Here is an 18,410-nt window from a genome sequence, read left to right as displayed (position 1 = left end):
TACATCAATCAATTTTCTCCATCCACAGACTTTTCCCGTTCTCCAAGGGTCAACATCCTTCAAGCACCTTGACCCAGGAGATACCCTCAAATGACCACCCCCAAAGCCCTGTTGATCCTTCACGGCAAACAAGCCCTGAACGAGGACGTGCGTGCCGCCGTGCTGGCCCGACGTGAGCAGGGTTGGGAGTTGGCGGTGCGGGTGACGTGGGAGGGTGGTGATGCCCAGCGGCTGGTCGATGAAGCCCTGGCTGACGGCTACACCCATATCATCGCCGGCGGCGGCGACGGTACGCTGCGCGATGTGGCCGAGGCCATGGCGCTGGCCAAGGCCGACGCCAGCCTGGTGTTGATGCCCCTGGGCACCGCCAATGACTTTGCCAAGGCCGCGGGCGTGCCGTTGGAACCGGCCGGCGCCCTGGCGTTGCTTGACGTCGAGCCCAAGGCCATCGACCTCGGCCAGGTGGGCGGGCAGATCTTCCTGAACATGGCCACCGGCGGTTTCGGTAGCCAGGTCACGGCCAACACCTCCGAAGACCTGAAGAAAGTCCTAGGCGGCGCCGCCTACCTGTTCACCGGTTTGTCGCGCTTCAGTGAATTGAAGGCCGCCTACGGGGAGCTGGAAGGCCCGGATTTCCACTGGAAAGGCGAGCTGCTCGCGCTGGGTATCGGCAACGGTCGCCAGGCCGGTGGCGGGCATGTCCTGTGCCCCGGCGCATTGGCCGATGATGGATTGCTCGACGTCAGCATCCTGCCAGCCCCCCAGGAAGTGGTCGGCACCCTGCGTGAATTGATGAACAATGGCTGGGGGCTGGACACCATGTTCGTTCGCGCACGTCTGCCATGGGTCAATATCAAGGTCGCCCAAGGCTTGTACATCAACCTCGATGGCGAGCCGCTGGAAGGCGACGACCTGCATTTCGAAGCGTTGCCCAAGGCGCTTCGCGTGCATCTGCCGCTGGGTTCGCCGTTAGTCGTCCAGGCTGATGATTTGCTCACGCACGGCGAATAACACCAGGCCCGCCACGTCGAAAATCTGCAAGCGCTTCATGATCTGCGAGCGATGGGCCTCCACTGTCTTGATGCTCAAGCCCAGGCCATGGGCAATTTCCCGGGTGGACTTGCCACGTACGATCAAACGCAAAATCTCCAGTTGCCGCGCCGTCAGATTATGGCTGTGGGCAACGGGGGTGCTGGGGCTCTGGCTGCGGATCAGCGCCTGGTTGATCACCGTGTGGGCGATGGCGGGGCTCAGGTAGCGTTCGTTGTTACGCAGGGCCAGCAGGGCATGTTCCAGCTCGTTGGCGGTGGTGTCCTTGAGCAGGTAGCCGTGGGCTCCGGACTCCAGCGCGCGCATGATCAGGTCTGGTTCAGTGTGCATCGACAGAATCAGCACCTTGCAGTTGGGGTAAAAGCGCTTGAGTTGCTGCAAGGCATCCAGCCCACCGGTGTGCCGCATCGACAGATCGAGCAGCACGATATCCGGCTGCAAGGCGCTGTATTGCGCCAGCAGTTGTGCGCCATCGCTGGCTTCGCCGATGACGCTGTAGCCGGGAATATCCAGAATCAGCGCACGCACACCGGCGCGAATCAGTGCGTGGTCATCCACCAGGAGTAAATTGCAGGTCACTCGAGAACCTTAGGGGCGCTGGCCCGTTCGAGAGCGCGGGGCGCCCAGGGGAAAAGTGCGTTGATACGGGTGCCGTTGCCAGGCTGGCTGCTGATGGAAAAGGTGCCCCCCAGCTGGTGTGTCCGTTCGCACATACCGGCCATGCCCCGTTGGCCTTCCCGGCCCGGGTCGGGGGCAGGCGAGAACCCCTGGCCGTCATCGCAGATCATCAGCGACAGGCCTTCAGGCAGGCGTTGCAGGCGCACCAGCAGGTTGCGCGCCTTTGCATGGCGAAGCATGTTGGTCACCGCTTCCTGGGTGATGCGAAAGGCCGCCACGGCCACTTCTTCGGGGATGCCGGTGAGCCGTTGCTGACACTCCAGGCTCCAGCACACCTGGGTGTTTTCCAGGGTCTTGAGCAGGTGCGCGCGCAGGCTGGCTTCCAGGCCCAGGCTGGTCAGTTGGCGGGGGTTGAGGATGGCGCAGACGTCGCGCACCTTGGCCAGGGTTTCATTGAGCGTATTGCACAGCACCGTGCAATGGGTGTTCAGGTCCGGGGGCAGGCGGCGCTGCAACCATTCGCTTTGCAGTTTGGCGGCGGTCAGCAGTTGGCCGATATCGTCATGCAGTTCGCGGCTGAGCCGGTGGCGTTCGTTCTCCTGCACTTGCAGCAAGCGGTCGGCCAGCTCCTGGGGCTCGAACTTGATGGCTTTGCGCGAATTCCACTGTTGCAGCCCCACCACCACCAGCGTGGCGAAGTTGAGCAGCAGGATCGGCAACGGCAGCGGCGCGTCCTGCAGATAGGCCCACAGGCTTGCCAGCAATGAGCACAGGCACAGCGCAAGGGTGAGTCGGCGCACATGGCTGCGGGACACGGACCTGGCGATAAGTGACTTGAAACTCGCGTACATAGCGGATGGAGCCAATGAGGGTTCACTGCGGTGAGGCCGGTTGACCGGGCTCTGTTTGGAGTGCGCTGCCAAATCGTCTTTAAGCATGTTGAAGTTAAATCACTTCGAGCGGGGCATAGTACCACCCCGCTTACCGTTGGTCGCCTGATTGGTTTATGGCCCACACAAATACTCTGGCCGTTAATCCCAGAGTTGAAAGCGGAAAGTTGTATTAACGAAGTTGGTTTGTATAATTATTACATTGATGGCTAATTGATATTTTCCCATTGCGTCCAAGCCGGTCGTTTTTAGATAACTCGGCAGTTAAATACGACCTGCACGACGCTCACGACCCATGATGCAGATGCTGCGGCGGTGTACGGCTCAAATCCTTTTGCGGGATCTGCAAGGCAACCGTTGCGATCAATGAAGTTTGCTCGCTGTCATCCAGGCTCAGTTCACCGGTGCGGGTGTCGATCAGTTCCAGTTGCCAGGCCAGCAGGGTCAGGCAGTCATGCAGCGCGTCCAGCGCCTCGTCATGCAACTGCAGAGGGCTTTGGGCATTGGCGATCAGATTTTGCAGATGCCCCGAGAACTCGCTGATTGCCTGCAGCGCCAGGCCATCGGCTTTTTCAGCCAGTTTGGCCAAGCTGGCTTTCATGCAGTCGATGGCGTCGCTGTCGTTGCGGATCAAATGCAGATGGCTCAAACACTCTTCGGATTTGCCCAGAAGCAGTTGAGCCTCGCCCAGAAACGCGAGAAGTGCTGTTTGCCATTCGTTTGCGCTATTCATCATGCAAGTCTCCGCAACGTAAGGTCGGGTGATGAGATGTCGCACCGGGTGAATGGCTTAAAACTAGCGCTGAAATACGACTTGGACTTGTAGGTCGCTTCCGATGTTTCAGTAGGACGTTTATTGAAATGCTCACGAAAGTCGTATGTAGCCCCTGGGGTGCGGGATGACACGACTTCAGTTGCCGATACGTGAGTGCCTGAAAGGCCCGTGGGCCAAGGGCTGGGGATGGCAAACAAAAGCCTGACTCCATTCATGCAATGAGAATGGCGTCACATTAATGGCTATTAGATATCGCGAATATCAGGTTGGGCCTGATTGCGTATAGGGGAACCCCCTATATGGTGGAACTGCACGTCGGTTCGACTGTCGCGCACGGCGCCTTGAAACAGTATTAAGGGCCGAAGCAGTAAAGCATGATGTCAGTGTGACATCAATGGATTTACATGGCATTTTATTGGGGTCAAGGTCCGGCGCTTGCCGCCGATAATGTACCTATACGACTGCACACCCTCTCAACGCGCCTGCGGCGTGTACACCAGGAGCTTTTAATGGCCGGCATTCTCGACACGGTAGATCAACGCACGCAATTGGTGGGTGAGAATCGCCTGGAAATTCTCATGTTCCGCCTCTTCGGTCGGCAGTTGTTCGCGATCAACGTGTTCAAAGTGCAGGAAGTGCTGCAGTTACCCAAGCTGACCCTGATGCCCCAGCGCCACCCATTCGTGTGCGGGGTGGTCAACCTGCGGGGCCAGACCTTGCCGGTGATCGACTTGTCCCAGGCCATCGGTATGCGCCCTTTGGTGCCGGGGCCCAACAGCACCATCATCGTCACCGAATACAACCGTTCGGTGCAGGCGTTTCTGGTGGGCGGCGTTGACCGCATCGTCAACATGAACTGGGAAGCCATCCTGCCGCCGCCGACCAGCGCCGGTCGCCAGCACTACCTTACTGCCATCAGCAAGGTCGATGACCAGTTGGTGGAAATCATCGACGTGGAAAAAGTCCTCGCCGAGATCGTGCCCTATAACGCCAAGGTCTCGCGGGAAAAACTCGAAGACCCGGTGCTCGAACGTGCCCGTGGTCGCGAAGTGCTGCTGGTGGACGACTCCAACGTGGCCCTGTCGCAGTTGCGCGATACCCTGGGACAGTTGGGGGTGAAGATGCACATCGCCAGCGACGGTCTCAAGGCGTTGAACATGCTCAAAGCCTGGGCCGACAGCGGCCAGGTGATGACCGACAAGCTGCTGATGATCTTCACCGACGCCGAAATGCCCGAGATGGACGGCTACCGCCTCACCACCGAAATCCGCAACGACCCGCGCCTGCGCGGCCTCTATGTGGTGCTGCACACCTCGCTGTCGGGCAGCTTCAATGAGTCAATGGTGAAAAAGGTCGGCTGCGACAATTTCCTCTCCAAATTCCAGCCGGACAAGCTGGTGGATGTGGTGCGCGAGCGACTGATGTTGGACGAAGTGCCCGCCTGACTTTAGGATGACACTTTGTTTCCCAGGAAGGCAGGCCCATGCTTCGTCTCAGCGCGTTGTACCGTTACCCCCTCAAATCCGGCAAGGCCGAAGCCTTGCAGCACATCGGCCTGGATAAACTCGGCCTGCAAGGGGATCGACGTTGGATGCTGGTGGACGAAGCCAGTGGGCGGTTCCTGACGCAGCGGGCGGTGGCGAAGATGAGCCAACTGTCGGCGCTGTGGAACGACGCGGGCGGCCTGACCTTGAGTTCGCCGGGCTACTCATCGTTGGAGGTGGCGTTGCCGGAGGGTGCCAGTGAACTGCGCGGCGTGACCATCTGGCGCGACACCCTGCGCGTACCCGATGCTGGCGATGAGGCGGCCGCCTGGGTCAGCGAGTTTATCGGCAAGCCTACGCGCCTGGTGCAGCTTCCCCTGGAACGTGCGCGCACCACCGAAGCCGGCTACGGCAAGGATGACGACAAGGTCGGCTTTGCCGACGGCTACCCGCTGTTACTGATCGGCCAAGGCTCCCTGGATGACTTGTGTGAGAAGATCGGCCGCCCGATGGAGATGCTGCGTTTTCGTCCCAACCTGGTGATCGAAGGCGCCCAAGCCTTTGCCGAGGATGGCTGGAAGCGCTTGCGCATCGGCGATGTGGAGTTCCGGGTGGTCAAGCCGTGCTCGCGTTGCATCCTCACCACCATTGATCCCCGCACCGGCGAGCGCAGCCCCGACCGCGAACCCTTCGCGACGCTGGAGACCTATCGCAAGACCGAGAAGGGCGCGATGTTCGGCCAGAACCTGGTCAACGATGGCATCGGCCACTTGGAAGTCGGGATGCCGGTGACGGTCCTGGAATAAAAAATGCCCGTCTCGCTGGAGACGGGCATTTTTGTTTACCGGTGATACTTAGCCGCGGTATTCACACAGGTAAGCGGTGTCTACGGCGACCTTCAACTGGAACTTGCTGTTGGCCGGTACGTTGAACTGGCTGCCGGCGGCGAAGGTTTCCCACTCGGCGTCGGGCAGTTTGACAATCAGTGCGCCGCAGACCACATGCATGATTTCACGCTGGGCGGTACCGAATTCGTATTCACCCGGAGCCATCACGCCGATGGTCGCCGGACCTTCTGCAGTGCCGAAAGCGATCGACTTGACGGTGCCGTCGAAGTACTCGTTGACTTTGAACATGGGTGAATCCTCGGAAAAAGGGTCTGGAAAGGTCGGCCAGTATGCCCAAGCCCACGGGAGCTGCCTAGACCGGCAAAATCAACGGTAACAGGCGTGCGGTGTTACGCGCGTCTTCCAGGGCGCGATGCTGTTGGCCATTGAACTGCATCCCCGCCAATTGCAGCGCACCATTGAGCCCCAGTGGTTTGTCCAGGCGCCGGGCCTTGGCAAAGCGTTGCTTGAGGTTCACATGGGGCGTTTGCCCCAGGGCGCTGGACAGGCCATGGCGCTGCCATTCGAGTTCAAGTTGCACGCGATCGTAATCACCCCAGCTGGCCCAGCCTTCCAGGCGTGCCTGGTGCTGGCCCAGCCAGCGCTCGAACAGCGGCCACACCTCGGTGATCGGTGTGGCTGCGTCGATATTGGCTTGGGTGATATGGGTCAGCTTGCGGCAAAAGGGCGTCAGCAACGGCCGTCGCAGTGGCCGCACAAAGCGCTGAAAGTGATCCAGTTCGCGGCCCTGGCGGTTGACCAGGCTGGCGCCGATCTCGATGACTTCCATCTCCGTCACGGGCCAACCGCCGTCATCCGTTGTGGCTTCAAGGTCAATAATCAGCCAATGAGGCATGGTGCAGGTTCCCGTACTCGTCCCTTTCTGATGGGGATAGAGCGTAGCCCGGCCCTGTAGTTCCGCCTAGGGCGTTATTCGATCTGTAGCAAAACCTGACGATTGCGCACCTGATCGCCCGCCATGACCTGCACCGCTTTGACGATGCCGTCGATCCCGGCCTTCAACGGGTGCTCCATTTTCATCGCTTCGAGCACCAGCAACAGTTGGCCTTTGGTGACTGTGTCGCCGACGCTGACCTGGATATCGACAATGGCGCCATCCATCGGCGCCTTGACCGTGCCACTGCTGGCATCCACCTGACGGCTGGCGACCTGCTGGGTGCGGTTGGTCACCTTCACGCCGGGCAGCCACAGTTGGGTATCGTCGATGTAGTAGGCGGTACGCCGCCGGATGCCGTTGAGCACCCAGGTGGCCCAGCGACCGTCGATGGTGAGTTGCAGGTCGTCGGCACTCACGTTGTGGGTTTGGCCATTGACCTCCAGGCGGTAGGTGCACGGCACATTGGCGGTGTTGCGCCATCCCGCCAGGCCTTGGGGATGCTGGTCGGCGCTGTGCCGGTAAAACAGCGCTGCGGCCAGGCTGAGCTGTTCAGTCGATGGCGCTTGGGGCAGTAGCTGGCCGAAGCGTTCGGCGATAAAGGCGGTGCTGAACTCGCCGGCGATAAAATCCGGCTGCTTGAGCAAATCAACCAAAAACCGCTGATTGGTGGTGACACCCAGTAGCACGTTGTCTTCCACTGCCCGCAGCAACTTTCGGCGAGCTTCTTCGCGAGTGGCGCCGTGGGCGATGATCTTGCCCAGCATCGGGTCGTAGAACGGGCTGATGGTTTCGCCTTCGCGTAGGCCATGGTCGATGCGCACGCAGGCGGCAGGCTCCCAGCGCAGCACCTCACCGGTTTGCGGCAGGAAGCCCTGGGCCGGGTCTTCGGCGTACAGGCGTACTTCCATGGCGTGGCCGCTCAGCACCACATCGGCTTGTGCCAGCGGCAGAGGCTGGCCGGCGGCGATGTGCAGTTGCCAGGCCACCAGATCGAGGCCGGTGATCAGCTCGGTCACCGGGTGTTCGACTTGCAGGCGCGTGTTCATTTCCAGGAAATAAAACCGACCATTGCGATCGAGCAGAAACTCCACGGTACCGGCGCCGACGTAGCTCACCGCCCGCCCGGCCTTGAGCGCCGCGTCGCCCATGGCCTGGCGCAGTTCGGGCGTCATCACGGGGCAGGGCGCTTCTTCGATGACTTTCTGATGGCGGCGCTGGATCGAGCAGTCGCGCTCGCCCAGGTAGATCAGGTTGCCATGGCGGTCGCCGAACACTTGCACCTCAACGTGGCGCGGGTCGATCAGGGCCTGCTCAAGAATCAGTTCGTCGCTGCCAAAAGCGTTCATTGCCTCGGAGCGCGCAGTGCGCAGTTGCTCCAGCAGCTGTTCAGGTTGGTGTACCAGGCGCATGCCACGCCCGCCGCCACCGGCGCTGGCCTTGATCATCAGCGGGAAGCCGATGCGCTCGGCTTCCTGTTGCAGCGTGGCGTCGTCCTGGGCGCTGCCTTGGTAACCGGCGATACAGGGCACACCGGCGTCGAGCATGGCGATCTTCGACAGGCGCTTGCTGCCCATCAGCTCGATGGCTTCGCTGCTGGGGCCGATGAAAACGATATGGGCGTTCTGACAGGCGCGGGCGAAGTCGGGGTTTTCCGAAAGGAAGCCGTAGCCGGGGTGGATGGCGTCGGCGCCGGTGCGTCGGGCGGCGTCGAGGATGGCGGCGATGTTCAGGTATGACTGTTGTACGGGAGCCGGGCCGATATTCACGGCTTCGTCGGCCATCTGCACGTGCAGGGCATGGGCGTCGGCGTCGCTGTACACGGCCACGGTGCGGTAGCCCAGGGCTTGGGCAGTGCGCTGGATACGACAGGCGATTTCGCCGCGGTTGGCGATCAGGATTTTGGTGAAGGCGGGCATTGGGTTATCCCTTACTGGATGTGGCGTGTGTTGGGGCCTCTTCGCAGGCAAGCCAGCTCCCACATTTGAAATGTGTTCCCTGTGGGAGCTGGCTTGCCTGCGATGGCGTCATCGAGACCAACCCGGCTTTCGCTTCTGCACAAACGCCTGCGTCCCCTCAATCCCTTCCTCGCTTCTCACCGCCTCGGCAAACCACTGCGCCCCGCGGTCCAGTACTGCATCAAGCGGCTCATCCACGCTTGCCAGCAACAGGGATTTGGTTCGCGCATTGGCCCCCGGCGCGCACTGCAATACCTGCCCCAACACTTCATCCAGCCGCTGCGCCAGTGCCTGGGCATCGTGCTCGACAAAATGCACCACGCCCAAACGGCCAGCCTCGACCCCATCAAACCGCGCCGCCGTCAGCGCCAGCCGCCGTGCCTGGGTCAAGCCGATGCGCTTGACCACAAACGGCGCTATCTGCGCCGGCAACAACCCCAGGGTGGTCTCCGGCAAGCCGAACTGCGCCTTGTGTTCGGCGATCGCAATATCGCTCACACAGGCCAACCCAAACCCACCGCCCAGCACCGCGCCTTGCAGCACTACGATCACCACCTGCGGCAGCGCTTGCACCTCTTGTAGCAAGGTGCCAAACGCGCGGTTCAACGCGTGTAACTGATCCCCCGCGCCGACCAGGTCCTTCACATCGGCCCCCGCGCAGAAATGCCCCCCCGCACCGCTGATCACCACGGCGCGTACCTGTCTGTCCAATTGCGCCAGTACTGCACGCAGTTCCTTGACCATGGCCAGGCTCATTGCATTGCGGCATTCGGGCCGGTTGAGGGTGATATGCAGCACGCCGTTATGGGCTTCCAGCAGCAGGGTACTCATGGTTTTTTACCGGGCAGGGTGCCCATCAGTTTGCAGATGATGCCCAGCATGATTTCGTCGGCACCGCCGCCAATCGATACCAGGCGCACGTCGCGGTAGGCGCGGGCCACCGGGTTGTCCCACATGAAGCCCATGCCGCCCCAATATTGCAGGCAACTGTCGCTGACCTCACGGCCCAGGCGTCCGGCCTTGAGCTTGGCCATGGACGCCAGGCGAGTCACGTCCTGGCCTTTGATGTACTGCTCGGTAGCCTGGTAGACCAACGCACGCAGACACTCGATTTCGGTGGCCAGTTCGGCCAGGCGGAAGTGGATCACCTGGTTGTCGATCAGCGCCTTGCCGAAGGTCTGGCGCTCTTTGCAGTATTCGATGGTGCTGTCGATGCAGTACTCCAGGCCCTTGATCATATTGGCCGCGCCAAATAGGCGTTCTTCCTGGAACTGCAGCATCTGCATCATGAAGCCTGCGCCTTCATGGCCGATGCGGTTGCGCTGCGGCACACGCACGTCGTCGAAGAACACCTGGGCGGTTTCGGAGCTGTGCATGCCGAGCTTTTCCAGGGGCGGGCTGACGCTGATGCCCGGCGTGTTCATCGGCACCATGATCAGCGACTTGTTGATATGCGGCTTGTCATCGGAGGTGTTGGCGAGCAGGCAGATAAAGTCGGCGCTGGGCGAGTTGGTGATCCACATCTTGCTGCCGTTGATCACATAGTCGTCGCCGTCTTTACGCGCATGGGTCTTGAGCCCGGCCACGTCGGAGCCGGCGCCGGTTTCCGACACGCCGATGCAGCCGACCTGTTCACCGCTGATGGCCGGGCGCAGGAACTCCTCGCGCAATTCATCGGAGCCGAAGCGGGCCAGGGCCGGGGTGCACATGTCGGTCTGCACGCCGATGGACATGGGGATGCCGCCACAGCGGATGCTGCCGAACGCTTCGGCGGCGACGATGGAGTAGCTGTAGTCCAGGCCCATGCCGCCGAACTGCTGCGGCTTGGAAATGCCCAGCAGGCCCAGGTCGCCGGCCTTGCGGAAGATCTCGTGGATGGGAAAGCGCCCGGCTTTTTCCCACTCGTCGACATGGGGGTTGATCTCGCGGTCGACGAAGGCGCGCACGGTGCGGCGCAGTTCCTGGTGTTCCTGGGTGAAGATCATTTTTATTGTTCTCCTGATTAGAATCGCGCCACACCAAAGCTGTTCGGTTGCAGTTGCCTTAGTTCAGCCTCATGGCAGATATCCAGCAGGAACCCAAGCAAGGTGCGGGTATCCCGTGGATCGATCAACCCGTCATCCCACAGATTGGCGCTGCCGTAGAGCGCCGTGGACTGGCTGTCGAGCTTCTGCGCGGTGACCTGTTCGAGCATGTCCAGCACCTTTGGGTCGGGCACCAGGCCGTCCTTCAACTGCTTGGCCTCGGTGACGATGCGCAGCACCTTGCCGGCTTGCGCGCCGCCCATGACCGCTGTGCGGCTGTTGGGCCAGGCGAATATAAAGCGGGGGTCAAGGCCGCGCCCGCACATCGCATAGTTACCGGCACCGTAGGAGCCACCGACCACCACCGTGAGCTTGGGCACGCGGGCGTTGGCCACCGCCTGAATCATCTTTGCACCGTGCTTGATCACCCCTTGCTGTTCGGACTCGGTGCCAACCATGAAGCCGGTGGTGTTGTGCAGGAACAGCAGCGGCGTACGGCTCTGATCACACAGCTGGATAAACTGCGCGGCCTTGCTGGCGCCTTTCGGCGTGATGGGGCCGTTGTTGCCGATCACACCAACGGCACGGCCCTGGATATGCAGATGGCCGCAGACGGTATGGGCGTCGAACTCGCTTTTGAACTCCAGGAAATGAGAGGCGTCGGCCAGGCGCGCGAGGATTTCGCGCACGTCGTAGGGCTTTTTCGGATCATCGGGGATCAGCCCCAGCAACTCGTCGATGGGGTACAGCGGCTCGGTATAGGCGTTTTTTACCGCTGGCGGCTGCCGGTCATTCCACGGCAGCAGGCCGACAATTTCTCGCACGATACGCACGCCATCGGCATCATTTTCCGCCAGGTATTCAGCGGTGCCGGCGGTTTGCGCGTGCATCTGCGCACCGCCCAAATCTTCGTCGCTGGCGACTTCGCCGGTGGCGGCCTTGAGCAGTGGTGGCCCGGCAAGGAACAGCTTGGCCTTGCCGCGCACCACCACCACGTAATCCGACAAGCCCGGCTGATAGGCACCGCCTGCCGTGGCCGAGCCATGCACCACGGTGATCTGCGGCAGGCCCATCGCCGACATGCGCGCCTGGTTGGCAAAGCTGCGCGCGCCTTCGACGAAAATATCGGCGGCATAATTGAGGTTGGCGCCGCCGCTTTCGGCGAGGGTCACCACCGGCAGTTTGTTCTCCATGGCGATCTGTTGCAGGCGCAGAGATTTCTTCAGGCCCGAGGGGGAAATGGTGCCGCCCTTGATCGCGCTGTTGTTGGCCACCACCAACATACGCACGCCGCTGACATAGCCGATGCCGGCGATCAGCCCGCCACCGGCGGCGCTGCCGTCCTTGTCGTCGTGGAGTTTGTAGCCGGCCAGGCTGGCCAGTTCCAGAAACGGCGCGCCCGGGTCGAGCAGCAGGTTGAGGCGCTCGCGGGGCAGCAATTGGCCGCGCTTGTCGAACTTGGGCCTGGCCTCCTCAGCCTTGGCCAGCAGGTTGTGTTCCAGTTGGTGCAACTGGGCAATGGCGGCCAGCATGGCGGCGCGATTCTGTGCGAACTGTGGGCTGTGGGGATCGACCAGGGTTTCAATCGTCGGCATCGTGTTATTGCTCCGTCTTGAGCACATCCGGCAGATAGGCGCGGTGGAACCCATTGAAGGGTTGGCTCGGCGCCTGCGCCTTGTGCAGCGGCCATGCCCGACTGCCCAGGCTGGCGGCACCGTCGATGCGCAGCGTGCTGCCGCTGACAAAGGCCGCGGCCGGGCTGAGTAGAAAAACGATGGCCGCGCTGACTTCCGACTCGGTGCCGATGCGTTTGAGCGGCACATGCTCGCGCAAGGTGGGGATCACGGCCTTGAACGCGCCTTCATAGGTGTCCATGCCGCTGGAGGCAATCCAGCCGGGCGCCACGGCGTTGACGCGCACCCCGGCATAGCCCCATTCAAACGCGGCGGTCTTGGTGAAATTATCCATGCCCGCGCGCGCTGCGCCGGAATGGCCCATGCCGGGCATACCGCCCCACATGTCGGCGAGCATGTTGACGATTGATCCACCGTGCTTGCTCATCGACTGGTTGAACACTTCCCGCGCCACCAGGAAACCACCCACCAGGTTGGTGCGCAGTACGGTTTCAAAGCCCTTTTGGTTGATGGCGGCCAGGGGCGAGGGGTATTGGCCGCCGGCGTTATTGACCAGGCCATGGATGGGTCCATGGTCGTGCAGAATCTGCGTGACCAGCGCCTTCACCGCCTCTTCATCACGAATATCACAGACATGCCAATGGGCGACGCCGCCATCTTCGACAATTTCCGCTGCGACCTTCTGCAGTTTTTCCGGCTTGCGACCCACCAGGATCACGCGAGCGCCCAAGGCCGCCAGCTCATGGGCGGTGCAGCGGCCAATGCCACTGCCGCCTCCGGTGACAATCACGGTTTGCCCCTGGAACAGGTCGGCTTTGAAGATCGAGTCGAAGGCCACGGCGACGGTCCTTTAGGTGAGTTGGTCGGCAATGTGTTGCGGCACGGCGATGGGGATTTCCAGCAGTTGCTGGGCAAAGGCTTTGCCTTGCGGGTCGATGCGCAGGCTGGCGATACCACCGCCGCCCAGGGCATTTTCCAGCAGGAAATTCAGGCTGTGGCTGCCGGGTAGATACCAGCGCTCGACGCGGCCGTGAAGGGGGTCGAGCACGTGGCTCATCCAATCGACGATCACCTCCCGGGTCAGCGTTTCGGCGATCCATGGCAGGTAGTCGGGGTGGCGGGCGATCACGCCGATATTGCTGTGGTTGCCCTTGTCACCGGAGCGCGCCACGGCAAGTTTCACCAGGGGCACGCTGGCGTCGGCGCGGCCTTGGGGTTTGGGCGGTTCGATGGGGGCAGCGGGCGTGCGTAGGGGGAGCGCGGCGGGCAGTTCGACGGCATGGCGTTGGCCTTGATAATCGATGCTCAGTGCACAGGCCGCCTTGTCGATCAGAAACGAAAACAGCCGAATCAACGGGTAGACCGTAGGCCGCCCGCCGACGATGCCGGTGAGCCCCGGCGCCATGCCGGTGGCCGCTTGCGCGATCTCGCGGGCGAACAGCACCAGGGCCTGTTTGCTCGGGTGCCTCACGGCCAGTTTCATCACCACTTCGCGGCAATCCTCACGCCGGGCATGGGCGCCGTAGGTGGCTTCGCTGCCCAGCAGCTCAATGTTCACGTCGGTGTAGGGCGCCCAACCGCGTTGGCTGAACAGTTGCTCGGTCTTGTTGATGATCGCCTGGCTGACCCGCTCGGCCTTGGCCACCGCGTCGATCCCGGCAAGCAGGCAACTGGCGGTACAGCGGAAACCATCAGGATAGGTGGCGCTGACCTTGTACTGATCGGTGGGTGGCAGCCCCTTGGCGCCGTGCACGCGCACTGAATGCTTGCCTTGCTGCTGCAACTTGACCTGGCTGAAATCGCAGATCACATCCGGCAGCAGATAGGCGCGCGGATCAGCGATTTCATACAGCAGCTGTTCGGCCACGCTGAGTTCACTGATCAGGCCGCCGCTGCCTTCGACTTTGTTGACGGTGAACTGGCCGTCGGCGCTGACTTCGACGATGGGGAAGCCGATGTGCTCGTAGTCCGGTACGTCGCGCCAATCGGTGAAATTGCCGCCGGTGCACTGGGCACCGCATTCGATGATATGCCCGGCCAGGGCGGCCTGGGCCAGATGATCGTAGTTTTGCCATGACCAGTTGAACTCGTGCACCAAGGCCGCGCTGACCACCGCGCTGTCGACCACTCGGCCGGTGATGACGATATCGGCGCCAAGCCCCAGGGCCTGGGCAATCCCCGGCGCGCCGAGGTAGGCATTGGCGGACACGCACAAAGGTGGCAGCGGGGCGCCATTGAACATGTCGGTGACGTTGGGCAGGTGTTTGAGTTGGGGGTGCAGGTCATCGCCGAGCAGCACCGCGATTTTCAGCGCAATGCCGGCCTGGTCGCAGGCCGCTTGCAGGGCGGAGGCGCAGGCCTGGGGGTTGATGCCGCCGGCATTGCTGATCACGCGGATGCCCTGGCGTTGGAGATCCGCCAGCAAGGGCGTGAGGACCTCGACAAAGTCCGTGGCGTAACCGGCCTTGGGGTCTTTCATGCGTGCTCCGGCGAGAATCGACATGGTGACTTCCGCCAGGTAGTCGAACACCAGGTAATCCAGGGCGCCGCCGTGCACCAATTGAGCGGCCGCCGTGCAGGTGTCGCCCCAGAAGGCGCTGGCGCAGCCGATACGAACCGTTTTGCTCATGAGAAATCCGTCCTCCAGGGGCTGGCGTCGAGACTACCAAGCAAGCGCTTGGTTTGTAAACTGTGCGCACAAGTTTTACCCAAGCGCTTGCTTGGGTGGCGGCCACGGCCTAAATTGCCGCCCAAGATGTCAGCACAAGTGAAGGAGAGCAGCATGGATGAGCACAAAGCCCTGGGGGTGATGCGCGCCATGGTCGCCGGTGGCCGATTGACCGACCCCGAGAGCGCCCGGGGCAAATTGCTGCAAACCGCGGCTCACCTGTTTCGCAACAAGGGTTTTGAGCGCACGACCGTGCGTGACCTCGCCAGCGCCGTGGGCATACAGTCGGGCAGCATCTTTCATCATTTCAAGAGCAAGGACGAGATTCTGCGGGCGGTGATGGAAGAAACCATCCACTACAACACCGCAATGATGCGCGCCGCGCTGGAAGAGGCGAGCACTGTGCGCGAGCGTGTGCTGGCGCTGATTCGCTGCGAGTTGCAGTCGATCATGGGCGGCAGCGGCGAGGCCATGGCGGTGCTGGTCTACGAATGGCGTTCGCTGTCGGCCGAGGGCCAGGCCCAGGTGCTGGCCTTGCGCGACGTTTATGAAGATATCTGGTTGCAGGTATTGGGTGAGGCCAAGACCGCCGGGTATATCCGCGGTGACGTGTTTATTACTCGGCGCTTCCTGACGGGCGCGTTGTCCTGGACCACTACCTGGTTCCGTACCCAGGGCAGCCTGACCCTTGAAGAATTGGCCGAAGAGGCCCTGCTGATGGTGTTAAAGGCGGATTGAGGTGCACGTTATTAATTTGAGGGCGAACGTTGTCTCCCCCGATAAAAACGCCTAGCTTAGCGCCATCAGAATATTCAACGGTGTGTGCCTCGATGTTTTCGCCATGGCGGCTGGCTGCAGGACTTGCATTATGGGCACTGGGCAGCGCCGCGTGGACGCAGGCGGGCGCTGCGCAATTGGTGAGGATCGGCGCGGCGCACTTTCCGCCTTACACCGTACGTCCTGAACAAGGTGCCGATACCGGTTTGCTGCCGCAATTGATCGAGGCCCTGAACGCTGCGCAAACCGACTACCAGTTTGTCTTGGTACCCACATCTATTCCCCGGCGTTTCCGTGATTTCGAGCAAGGCCGGGTCGACATGGCGATTTTCGAGAATCCGTCCTGGGGCTGGCGGGATATTGCCCATACCAGCGTCGACATGGGCCTGGAAGACGCAGAAATCTTCGTCGCCCAACGTCAGCCCGGTCGCGACGAAAGCTATTTTGCCGACCTTGCCGGCAAGCGCCTGGCAGTCTTCAGCGGCTATCACTACGCCTTTGCGGGTTTCAACCCGGATCCCAGGAACATGGCCCAGCACTTCAACGCCACCTTGACTTATTCCCATGACAGCAACCTGTTGATGGTCGCGCGTGGGCGGGCTGATATTGCCTTGGTGACGCGTTCGTACCTGAGTGATTTTCTGGTGCGCAATGTGGACATGGCCAGGCAATTTCTGGTGTCCGAGCGCATTGACCAGGTGTATCACCATTACGCGTTGCTGCGGCCCAAGGCACCGATCACGGCAGAGGCGTTTTCCGCATTGCTCAAGGGCTTGCGGGACAATGGGCAGATGCTGAAGATTTTCGAGCCGTATCGTATTGATCTGACGCCAGTGCCCTGAGGGGGATTTGAAACCTTTTTGATGGGGCCGAGGGAGCTGGCTCCCGTGACGGTCGGATAGCTGGCGCATATCTACCTGACACGCCAAGATCCAAATGTGGGAGGGGGCTTGCCCCCGATGGCGGATTACGGCCAGCGTGGTTTGACGGGGCGCCTAAGATCAAGATCAAAAGCAGATCAAGAGCGGCTCGCTTCGCATCGTGGTTACCGATTGCCCGCGCCGCTCCTTCCACACTATATGTTTATGCCGCGCTCAAACCCTGCGCGCAAACGTATCGCTGTGGCTGCCCGACACCTTGCGGCAATGCACCAGCGCATCGCGAATCATGAAGTTCACCAATGTCGGCGAAACCCCCAACTCCTTGGCGATATCCTTTTGCGGCACGCCATGCAGGCGGTACATCTCGAACGCATAGCGAGTGCGCTGGGGCAATTCCGTCAGGGCGTCGGCGATGTTTTCCAGGGTGTTGAAATTGATGTGCGACGTTTCCGGTGAAGCGCCGTGAATAACCACATTCAAGCCTTCCTCTTCGGTCCCGGAGTATTTGAGCTCCAGGGCCTGCTTGCGGTAATGATCGATCGCCAGGTTACGCACGATCTGGAACAGGTAACTCAGTTGGGCTTTGAACGATGAAGTGATCGTCGGCGCTGACTGCAATCGGAAGTAGGCGTCCTGTACCACGTCTTCGGCACGGGAGCGGCACCCGGTAATGCGTGCGGCGATCTTTACCAATATCAGTCGATTATCGACGAACGCCTGCAGAAGGGGTGAGTCGCACCTGCCTGTGGATACTTGTTCCGTCATGGAAATCACCTTGTCGCAAAAGAGGTTAGGGGAGGGCGTCCTTGCTGAGGCCTCCTACACATCGGGCAACAAATTATGCTGAATGATAATGATTGTCAAATGAGAAGGCGAACTAATCTTATGCCTTTGTGGAAGGTGTGAACTACGTCTCGCTCGCCGCCTGCGACTAATTATTTGCCGGGGCCGTCCGTTCTTCTGGGTGACAGGCTTGTTAACAAACGGCCAAGGATCAGCACCCGCAGGAGGAGCAGATGGGTTTTTATCGTGCATTGGGCATGTGTCAGTTTGGAGTGCTTGCGTGATGAATACGCCCGCCCGGCTGCGTCTGTTTTGCCTGCCCCACTCAGGCGCCAGCGCCTCGGTCTATGCTCGCTGGCGCCGCGTCCTGCCGGATTGGTTGCAGGTATGCCCGCTGGAATTACCCGGGCGCGGCAGGCGCATGGACGAGCCGTTGCAGCGCGATATCAAGGCTCTGGCGGCGCAATTGGCTGAGGAAATCAGCCGTGATCTCGACGGTCCTTATGCCTTGTTCGGTCACAGCCTGGGTGGGCTGTTGGCGTTTGAGTTGGCCCATGCCTTGAGCGCGCGCAATGTGCCTGCGCCCCTGGCGTTATTTGCTTCAGGCACGGCTGGCCCGGCGCGGCGCGATGTCAGCGAATACGCTATCGAGAAGACCGATGCCCAACTCATCGCCCGCCTGCGCGAATTGCAGGGCACTGCCGAAGAAGCCCTGGCCAGCCCCGAGTTGATGCAGTTGATGTTGCCGATCCTGCGCGCCGACTTTCTGCTGTGCGGCAGTTTCATCTACGGCGAGCGCGAGCCGCTTGGCCTGCCAATCCATGTGTTTGGCGGCAAGCAGGACAGCGTACGCGCCGACCAGTTGCTCGACTGGCAACTCGACGCCGCCAGCGGTTTCTCCCTGGATATGTTCGACGGCCATCACTTCTTTCTCGTACAGCACGAAAGCGCCGTATTGCGCTGCCTGCGGCGCTATGCCGACGAGCACTTGGCGCGCTGGCGCATTGGCGCGGCACGGCAACTTGCCGCCGGCTGAACCTCACCGATTTCCCGAATTTCCCGTAAGCCGATTTCAGGCAGGAACCC

General features: G+C 61.3%; 18 protein-coding genes. 6 read left to right on the top strand and 12 right to left on the bottom strand.

Features of this window, described 5'->3' with window-relative positions:
* Positions 1–90 precede the first annotated feature (90 nt).
* Positions 91–1,011, top strand: a complete 921-nt coding sequence (yegS, locus tag LJX92_RS18465; protein WP_032880078.1) for a lipid kinase YegS — start codon at positions 91–93, stop codon at positions 1,009–1,011.
* Here the strand turns inward: yegS and LJX92_RS18460 are convergent.
* The 3 genes from LJX92_RS18460 to LJX92_RS18450 all read right to left on the bottom strand — a co-directional run bounded on the left by LJX92_RS18460 (position 970) and on the right by LJX92_RS18450 (position 3,294).
* The gene (locus LJX92_RS18460; protein WP_032880079.1) at positions 970–1,629 is read right to left on the bottom strand and encodes a response regulator transcription factor; all 660 of its coding nucleotides are present in this window, start codon (positions 1,627–1,629) and stop codon (positions 970–972) included. The genes yegS and LJX92_RS18460 overlap by 42 nt on opposite strands.
* Positions 1,626–2,519: a sensor histidine kinase gene (locus tag LJX92_RS18455; protein ID WP_148852724.1), complete on the bottom strand. Its 894-nt coding sequence runs from the start codon at positions 2,517–2,519 to the stop codon at positions 1,626–1,628. Before LJX92_RS18455 ends, LJX92_RS18460 begins: the two co-directional genes overlap by 4 nt.
* A 325-nt stretch (positions 2,520–2,844) precedes the next feature.
* Positions 2,845–3,294 (bottom strand): hypothetical protein, encoded by a 450-nt coding sequence (locus LJX92_RS18450; RefSeq protein ID WP_103733692.1) that lies wholly within the window; start codon positions 3,292–3,294, stop codon positions 2,845–2,847.
* 548 nt (positions 3,295–3,842) lie between these two features.
* Between LJX92_RS18450 and LJX92_RS18445 the strand changes: the two genes are divergently transcribed.
* Together LJX92_RS18445 and LJX92_RS18440 are read left to right on the top strand one after the other, a co-directional pair.
* Positions 3,843–4,778, top strand: coding sequence for a chemotaxis protein CheV (locus LJX92_RS18445; protein ID WP_005790014.1), 936 nt, complete (start codon positions 3,843–3,845; stop codon positions 4,776–4,778).
* A 38-nt stretch (positions 4,779–4,816) separates the two neighbouring features.
* Entirely contained in the window at positions 4,817–5,623 is an 807-nt protein-coding gene (locus tag LJX92_RS18440) for an MOSC domain-containing protein (RefSeq protein WP_005790011.1), read from the top strand.
* 48 nt (positions 5,624–5,671) lie between these two features.
* Here the strand turns inward: LJX92_RS18440 and LJX92_RS18435 are convergent, their stop codons facing one another.
* The 8 genes from LJX92_RS18435 to LJX92_RS18400 form a co-directional block, all read right to left on the bottom strand.
* Complete coding sequence (locus LJX92_RS18435) at positions 5,672–5,953, bottom strand: pyrimidine/purine nucleoside phosphorylase (protein ID WP_032880083.1); 282 nt, start codon at positions 5,951–5,953, stop codon at positions 5,672–5,674.
* Between the two features lie 64 nt (positions 5,954–6,017).
* Entirely contained in the window at positions 6,018–6,560 is a 543-nt protein-coding gene (locus LJX92_RS18430; RefSeq protein ID WP_005790007.1) for an exonuclease domain-containing protein, read from the bottom strand.
* A gap of 74 nt (positions 6,561–6,634) precedes the next feature.
* Complete coding sequence (locus LJX92_RS18425) at positions 6,635–8,518, bottom strand: acetyl-CoA carboxylase biotin carboxylase subunit (protein ID WP_228308790.1); 1,884 nt, start codon at positions 8,516–8,518, stop codon at positions 6,635–6,637.
* A 108-nt stretch (positions 8,519–8,626) separates the two neighbouring features.
* Positions 8,627–9,388: an enoyl-CoA hydratase/isomerase family protein gene (locus LJX92_RS18420; protein ID WP_216091899.1), complete on the bottom strand. Its 762-nt coding sequence runs from the start codon at positions 9,386–9,388 to the stop codon at positions 8,627–8,629.
* Positions 9,385–10,542 carry a citronellyl-CoA dehydrogenase gene (gene atuD, locus LJX92_RS18415; RefSeq protein WP_148852721.1) on the bottom strand — a complete coding sequence of 386 codons (1,158 nt, stop codon included), beginning with the start codon at positions 10,540–10,542 and terminating at the stop codon, positions 9,385–9,387. Before atuD ends, LJX92_RS18420 begins: the two co-directional genes overlap by 4 nt.
* A gap of 17 nt (positions 10,543–10,559) precedes the next feature.
* Complete coding sequence (locus tag LJX92_RS18410) at positions 10,560–12,176, bottom strand: acyl-CoA carboxylase subunit beta (RefSeq protein ID WP_228308789.1); 1,617 nt, start codon at positions 12,174–12,176, stop codon at positions 10,560–10,562.
* 4 nt (positions 12,177–12,180) lie between these two features.
* Positions 12,181–13,053, bottom strand: a complete 873-nt coding sequence (locus LJX92_RS18405) for an SDR family oxidoreductase (RefSeq protein ID WP_103733698.1) — start codon at positions 13,051–13,053, stop codon at positions 12,181–12,183.
* A 12-nt stretch (positions 13,054–13,065) separates the two neighbouring features.
* Entirely contained in the window at positions 13,066–14,844 is a 1,779-nt protein-coding gene (locus LJX92_RS18400) for an acyclic terpene utilization AtuA family protein (RefSeq protein ID WP_228308788.1), read from the bottom strand.
* 153 nt (positions 14,845–14,997) lie between these two features.
* On the opposite strand from LJX92_RS18400, the gene LJX92_RS18395 reads away from it, so the two are divergent.
* Together LJX92_RS18395 and LJX92_RS18390 are read left to right on the top strand one after the other, a co-directional pair.
* Entirely contained in the window at positions 14,998–15,621 is a 624-nt protein-coding gene (locus LJX92_RS18395) for a TetR/AcrR family transcriptional regulator (protein WP_005789994.1), read from the top strand.
* A gap of 92 nt (positions 15,622–15,713) precedes the next feature.
* Positions 15,714–16,502, top strand: a complete 789-nt coding sequence (locus tag LJX92_RS18390) for a substrate-binding periplasmic protein (protein ID WP_032880092.1) — start codon at positions 15,714–15,716, stop codon at positions 16,500–16,502.
* A gap of 252 nt (positions 16,503–16,754) precedes the next feature.
* Here the strand turns inward: LJX92_RS18390 and LJX92_RS18385 are convergent, their stop codons facing one another.
* Positions 16,755–17,306, bottom strand: a complete 552-nt coding sequence (locus tag LJX92_RS18385; RefSeq protein WP_005789991.1) for an RNA polymerase factor sigma-70 — start codon at positions 17,304–17,306, stop codon at positions 16,755–16,757.
* A 301-nt stretch (positions 17,307–17,607) separates the two neighbouring features.
* Here LJX92_RS18385 and LJX92_RS18380 point away from each other — a divergent pair, with 301 nt between their 5' ends.
* Positions 17,608–18,360: a thioesterase II family protein gene (locus LJX92_RS18380; protein ID WP_032880094.1), complete on the top strand. Its 753-nt coding sequence runs from the start codon at positions 17,608–17,610 to the stop codon at positions 18,358–18,360.
* Positions 18,361–18,410: the final 50 nt, after the last annotated feature.

This window comes from Pseudomonas sp. HN8-3, from assembly GCF_020790195.1.
Classification (GTDB): domain Bacteria; phylum Pseudomonadota; class Gammaproteobacteria; order Pseudomonadales; family Pseudomonadaceae; genus Aquipseudomonas; species Aquipseudomonas synxantha_A.
Note: the sequence above shows the minus strand (reverse complement) of the source record. Positions and strands in the feature narration are given on the sequence as shown.

Coding starts and splice junctions, on each gene's coding strand:
- yegS (WP_032880078.1), top strand. CDS start 91: ATGACCACCCCCAAAGCCCTGTTGATCCTTCACGGCAAACAAGCCCTG.
- LJX92_RS18455 (WP_148852724.1), bottom strand. CDS start 2,519: ATGTACGCGAGTTTCAAGTCACTTATCGCCAGGTCCGTGTCCCGCAGC.
- LJX92_RS18450 (WP_103733692.1), bottom strand. CDS start 3,294: ATGATGAATAGCGCAAACGAATGGCAAACAGCACTTCTCGCGTTTCTG.
- LJX92_RS18445 (WP_005790014.1), top strand. CDS start 3,843: ATGGCCGGCATTCTCGACACGGTAGATCAACGCACGCAATTGGTGGGT.
- LJX92_RS18440 (WP_005790011.1), top strand. CDS start 4,817: ATGCTTCGTCTCAGCGCGTTGTACCGTTACCCCCTCAAATCCGGCAAG.
- LJX92_RS18435 (WP_032880083.1), bottom strand. CDS start 5,953: ATGTTCAAAGTCAACGAGTACTTCGACGGCACCGTCAAGTCGATCGCT.
- LJX92_RS18430 (WP_005790007.1), bottom strand. CDS start 6,560: ATGCCTCATTGGCTGATTATTGACCTTGAAGCCACAACGGATGACGGC.
- LJX92_RS18425 (WP_228308790.1), bottom strand. CDS start 8,518: ATGCCCGCCTTCACCAAAATCCTGATCGCCAACCGCGGCGAAATCGCC.
- LJX92_RS18420 (WP_216091899.1), bottom strand. CDS start 9,388: ATGAGTACCCTGCTGCTGGAAGCCCATAACGGCGTGCTGCATATCACC.
- atuD (WP_148852721.1), bottom strand. CDS start 10,542: ATGATCTTCACCCAGGAACACCAGGAACTGCGCCGCACCGTGCGCGCC.
- LJX92_RS18410 (WP_228308789.1), bottom strand. CDS start 12,176: ATGCCGACGATTGAAACCCTGGTCGATCCCCACAGCCCACAGTTCGCA.
- LJX92_RS18400 (WP_228308788.1), bottom strand. CDS start 14,844: ATGAGCAAAACGGTTCGTATCGGCTGCGCCAGCGCCTTCTGGGGCGAC.
- LJX92_RS18395 (WP_005789994.1), top strand. CDS start 14,998: ATGGATGAGCACAAAGCCCTGGGGGTGATGCGCGCCATGGTCGCCGGT.
- LJX92_RS18390 (WP_032880092.1), top strand. CDS start 15,714: ATGTTTTCGCCATGGCGGCTGGCTGCAGGACTTGCATTATGGGCACTG.
- LJX92_RS18385 (WP_005789991.1), bottom strand. CDS start 17,306: ATGACGGAACAAGTATCCACAGGCAGGTGCGACTCACCCCTTCTGCAG.
- LJX92_RS18380 (WP_032880094.1), top strand. CDS start 17,608: ATGAATACGCCCGCCCGGCTGCGTCTGTTTTGCCTGCCCCACTCAGGC.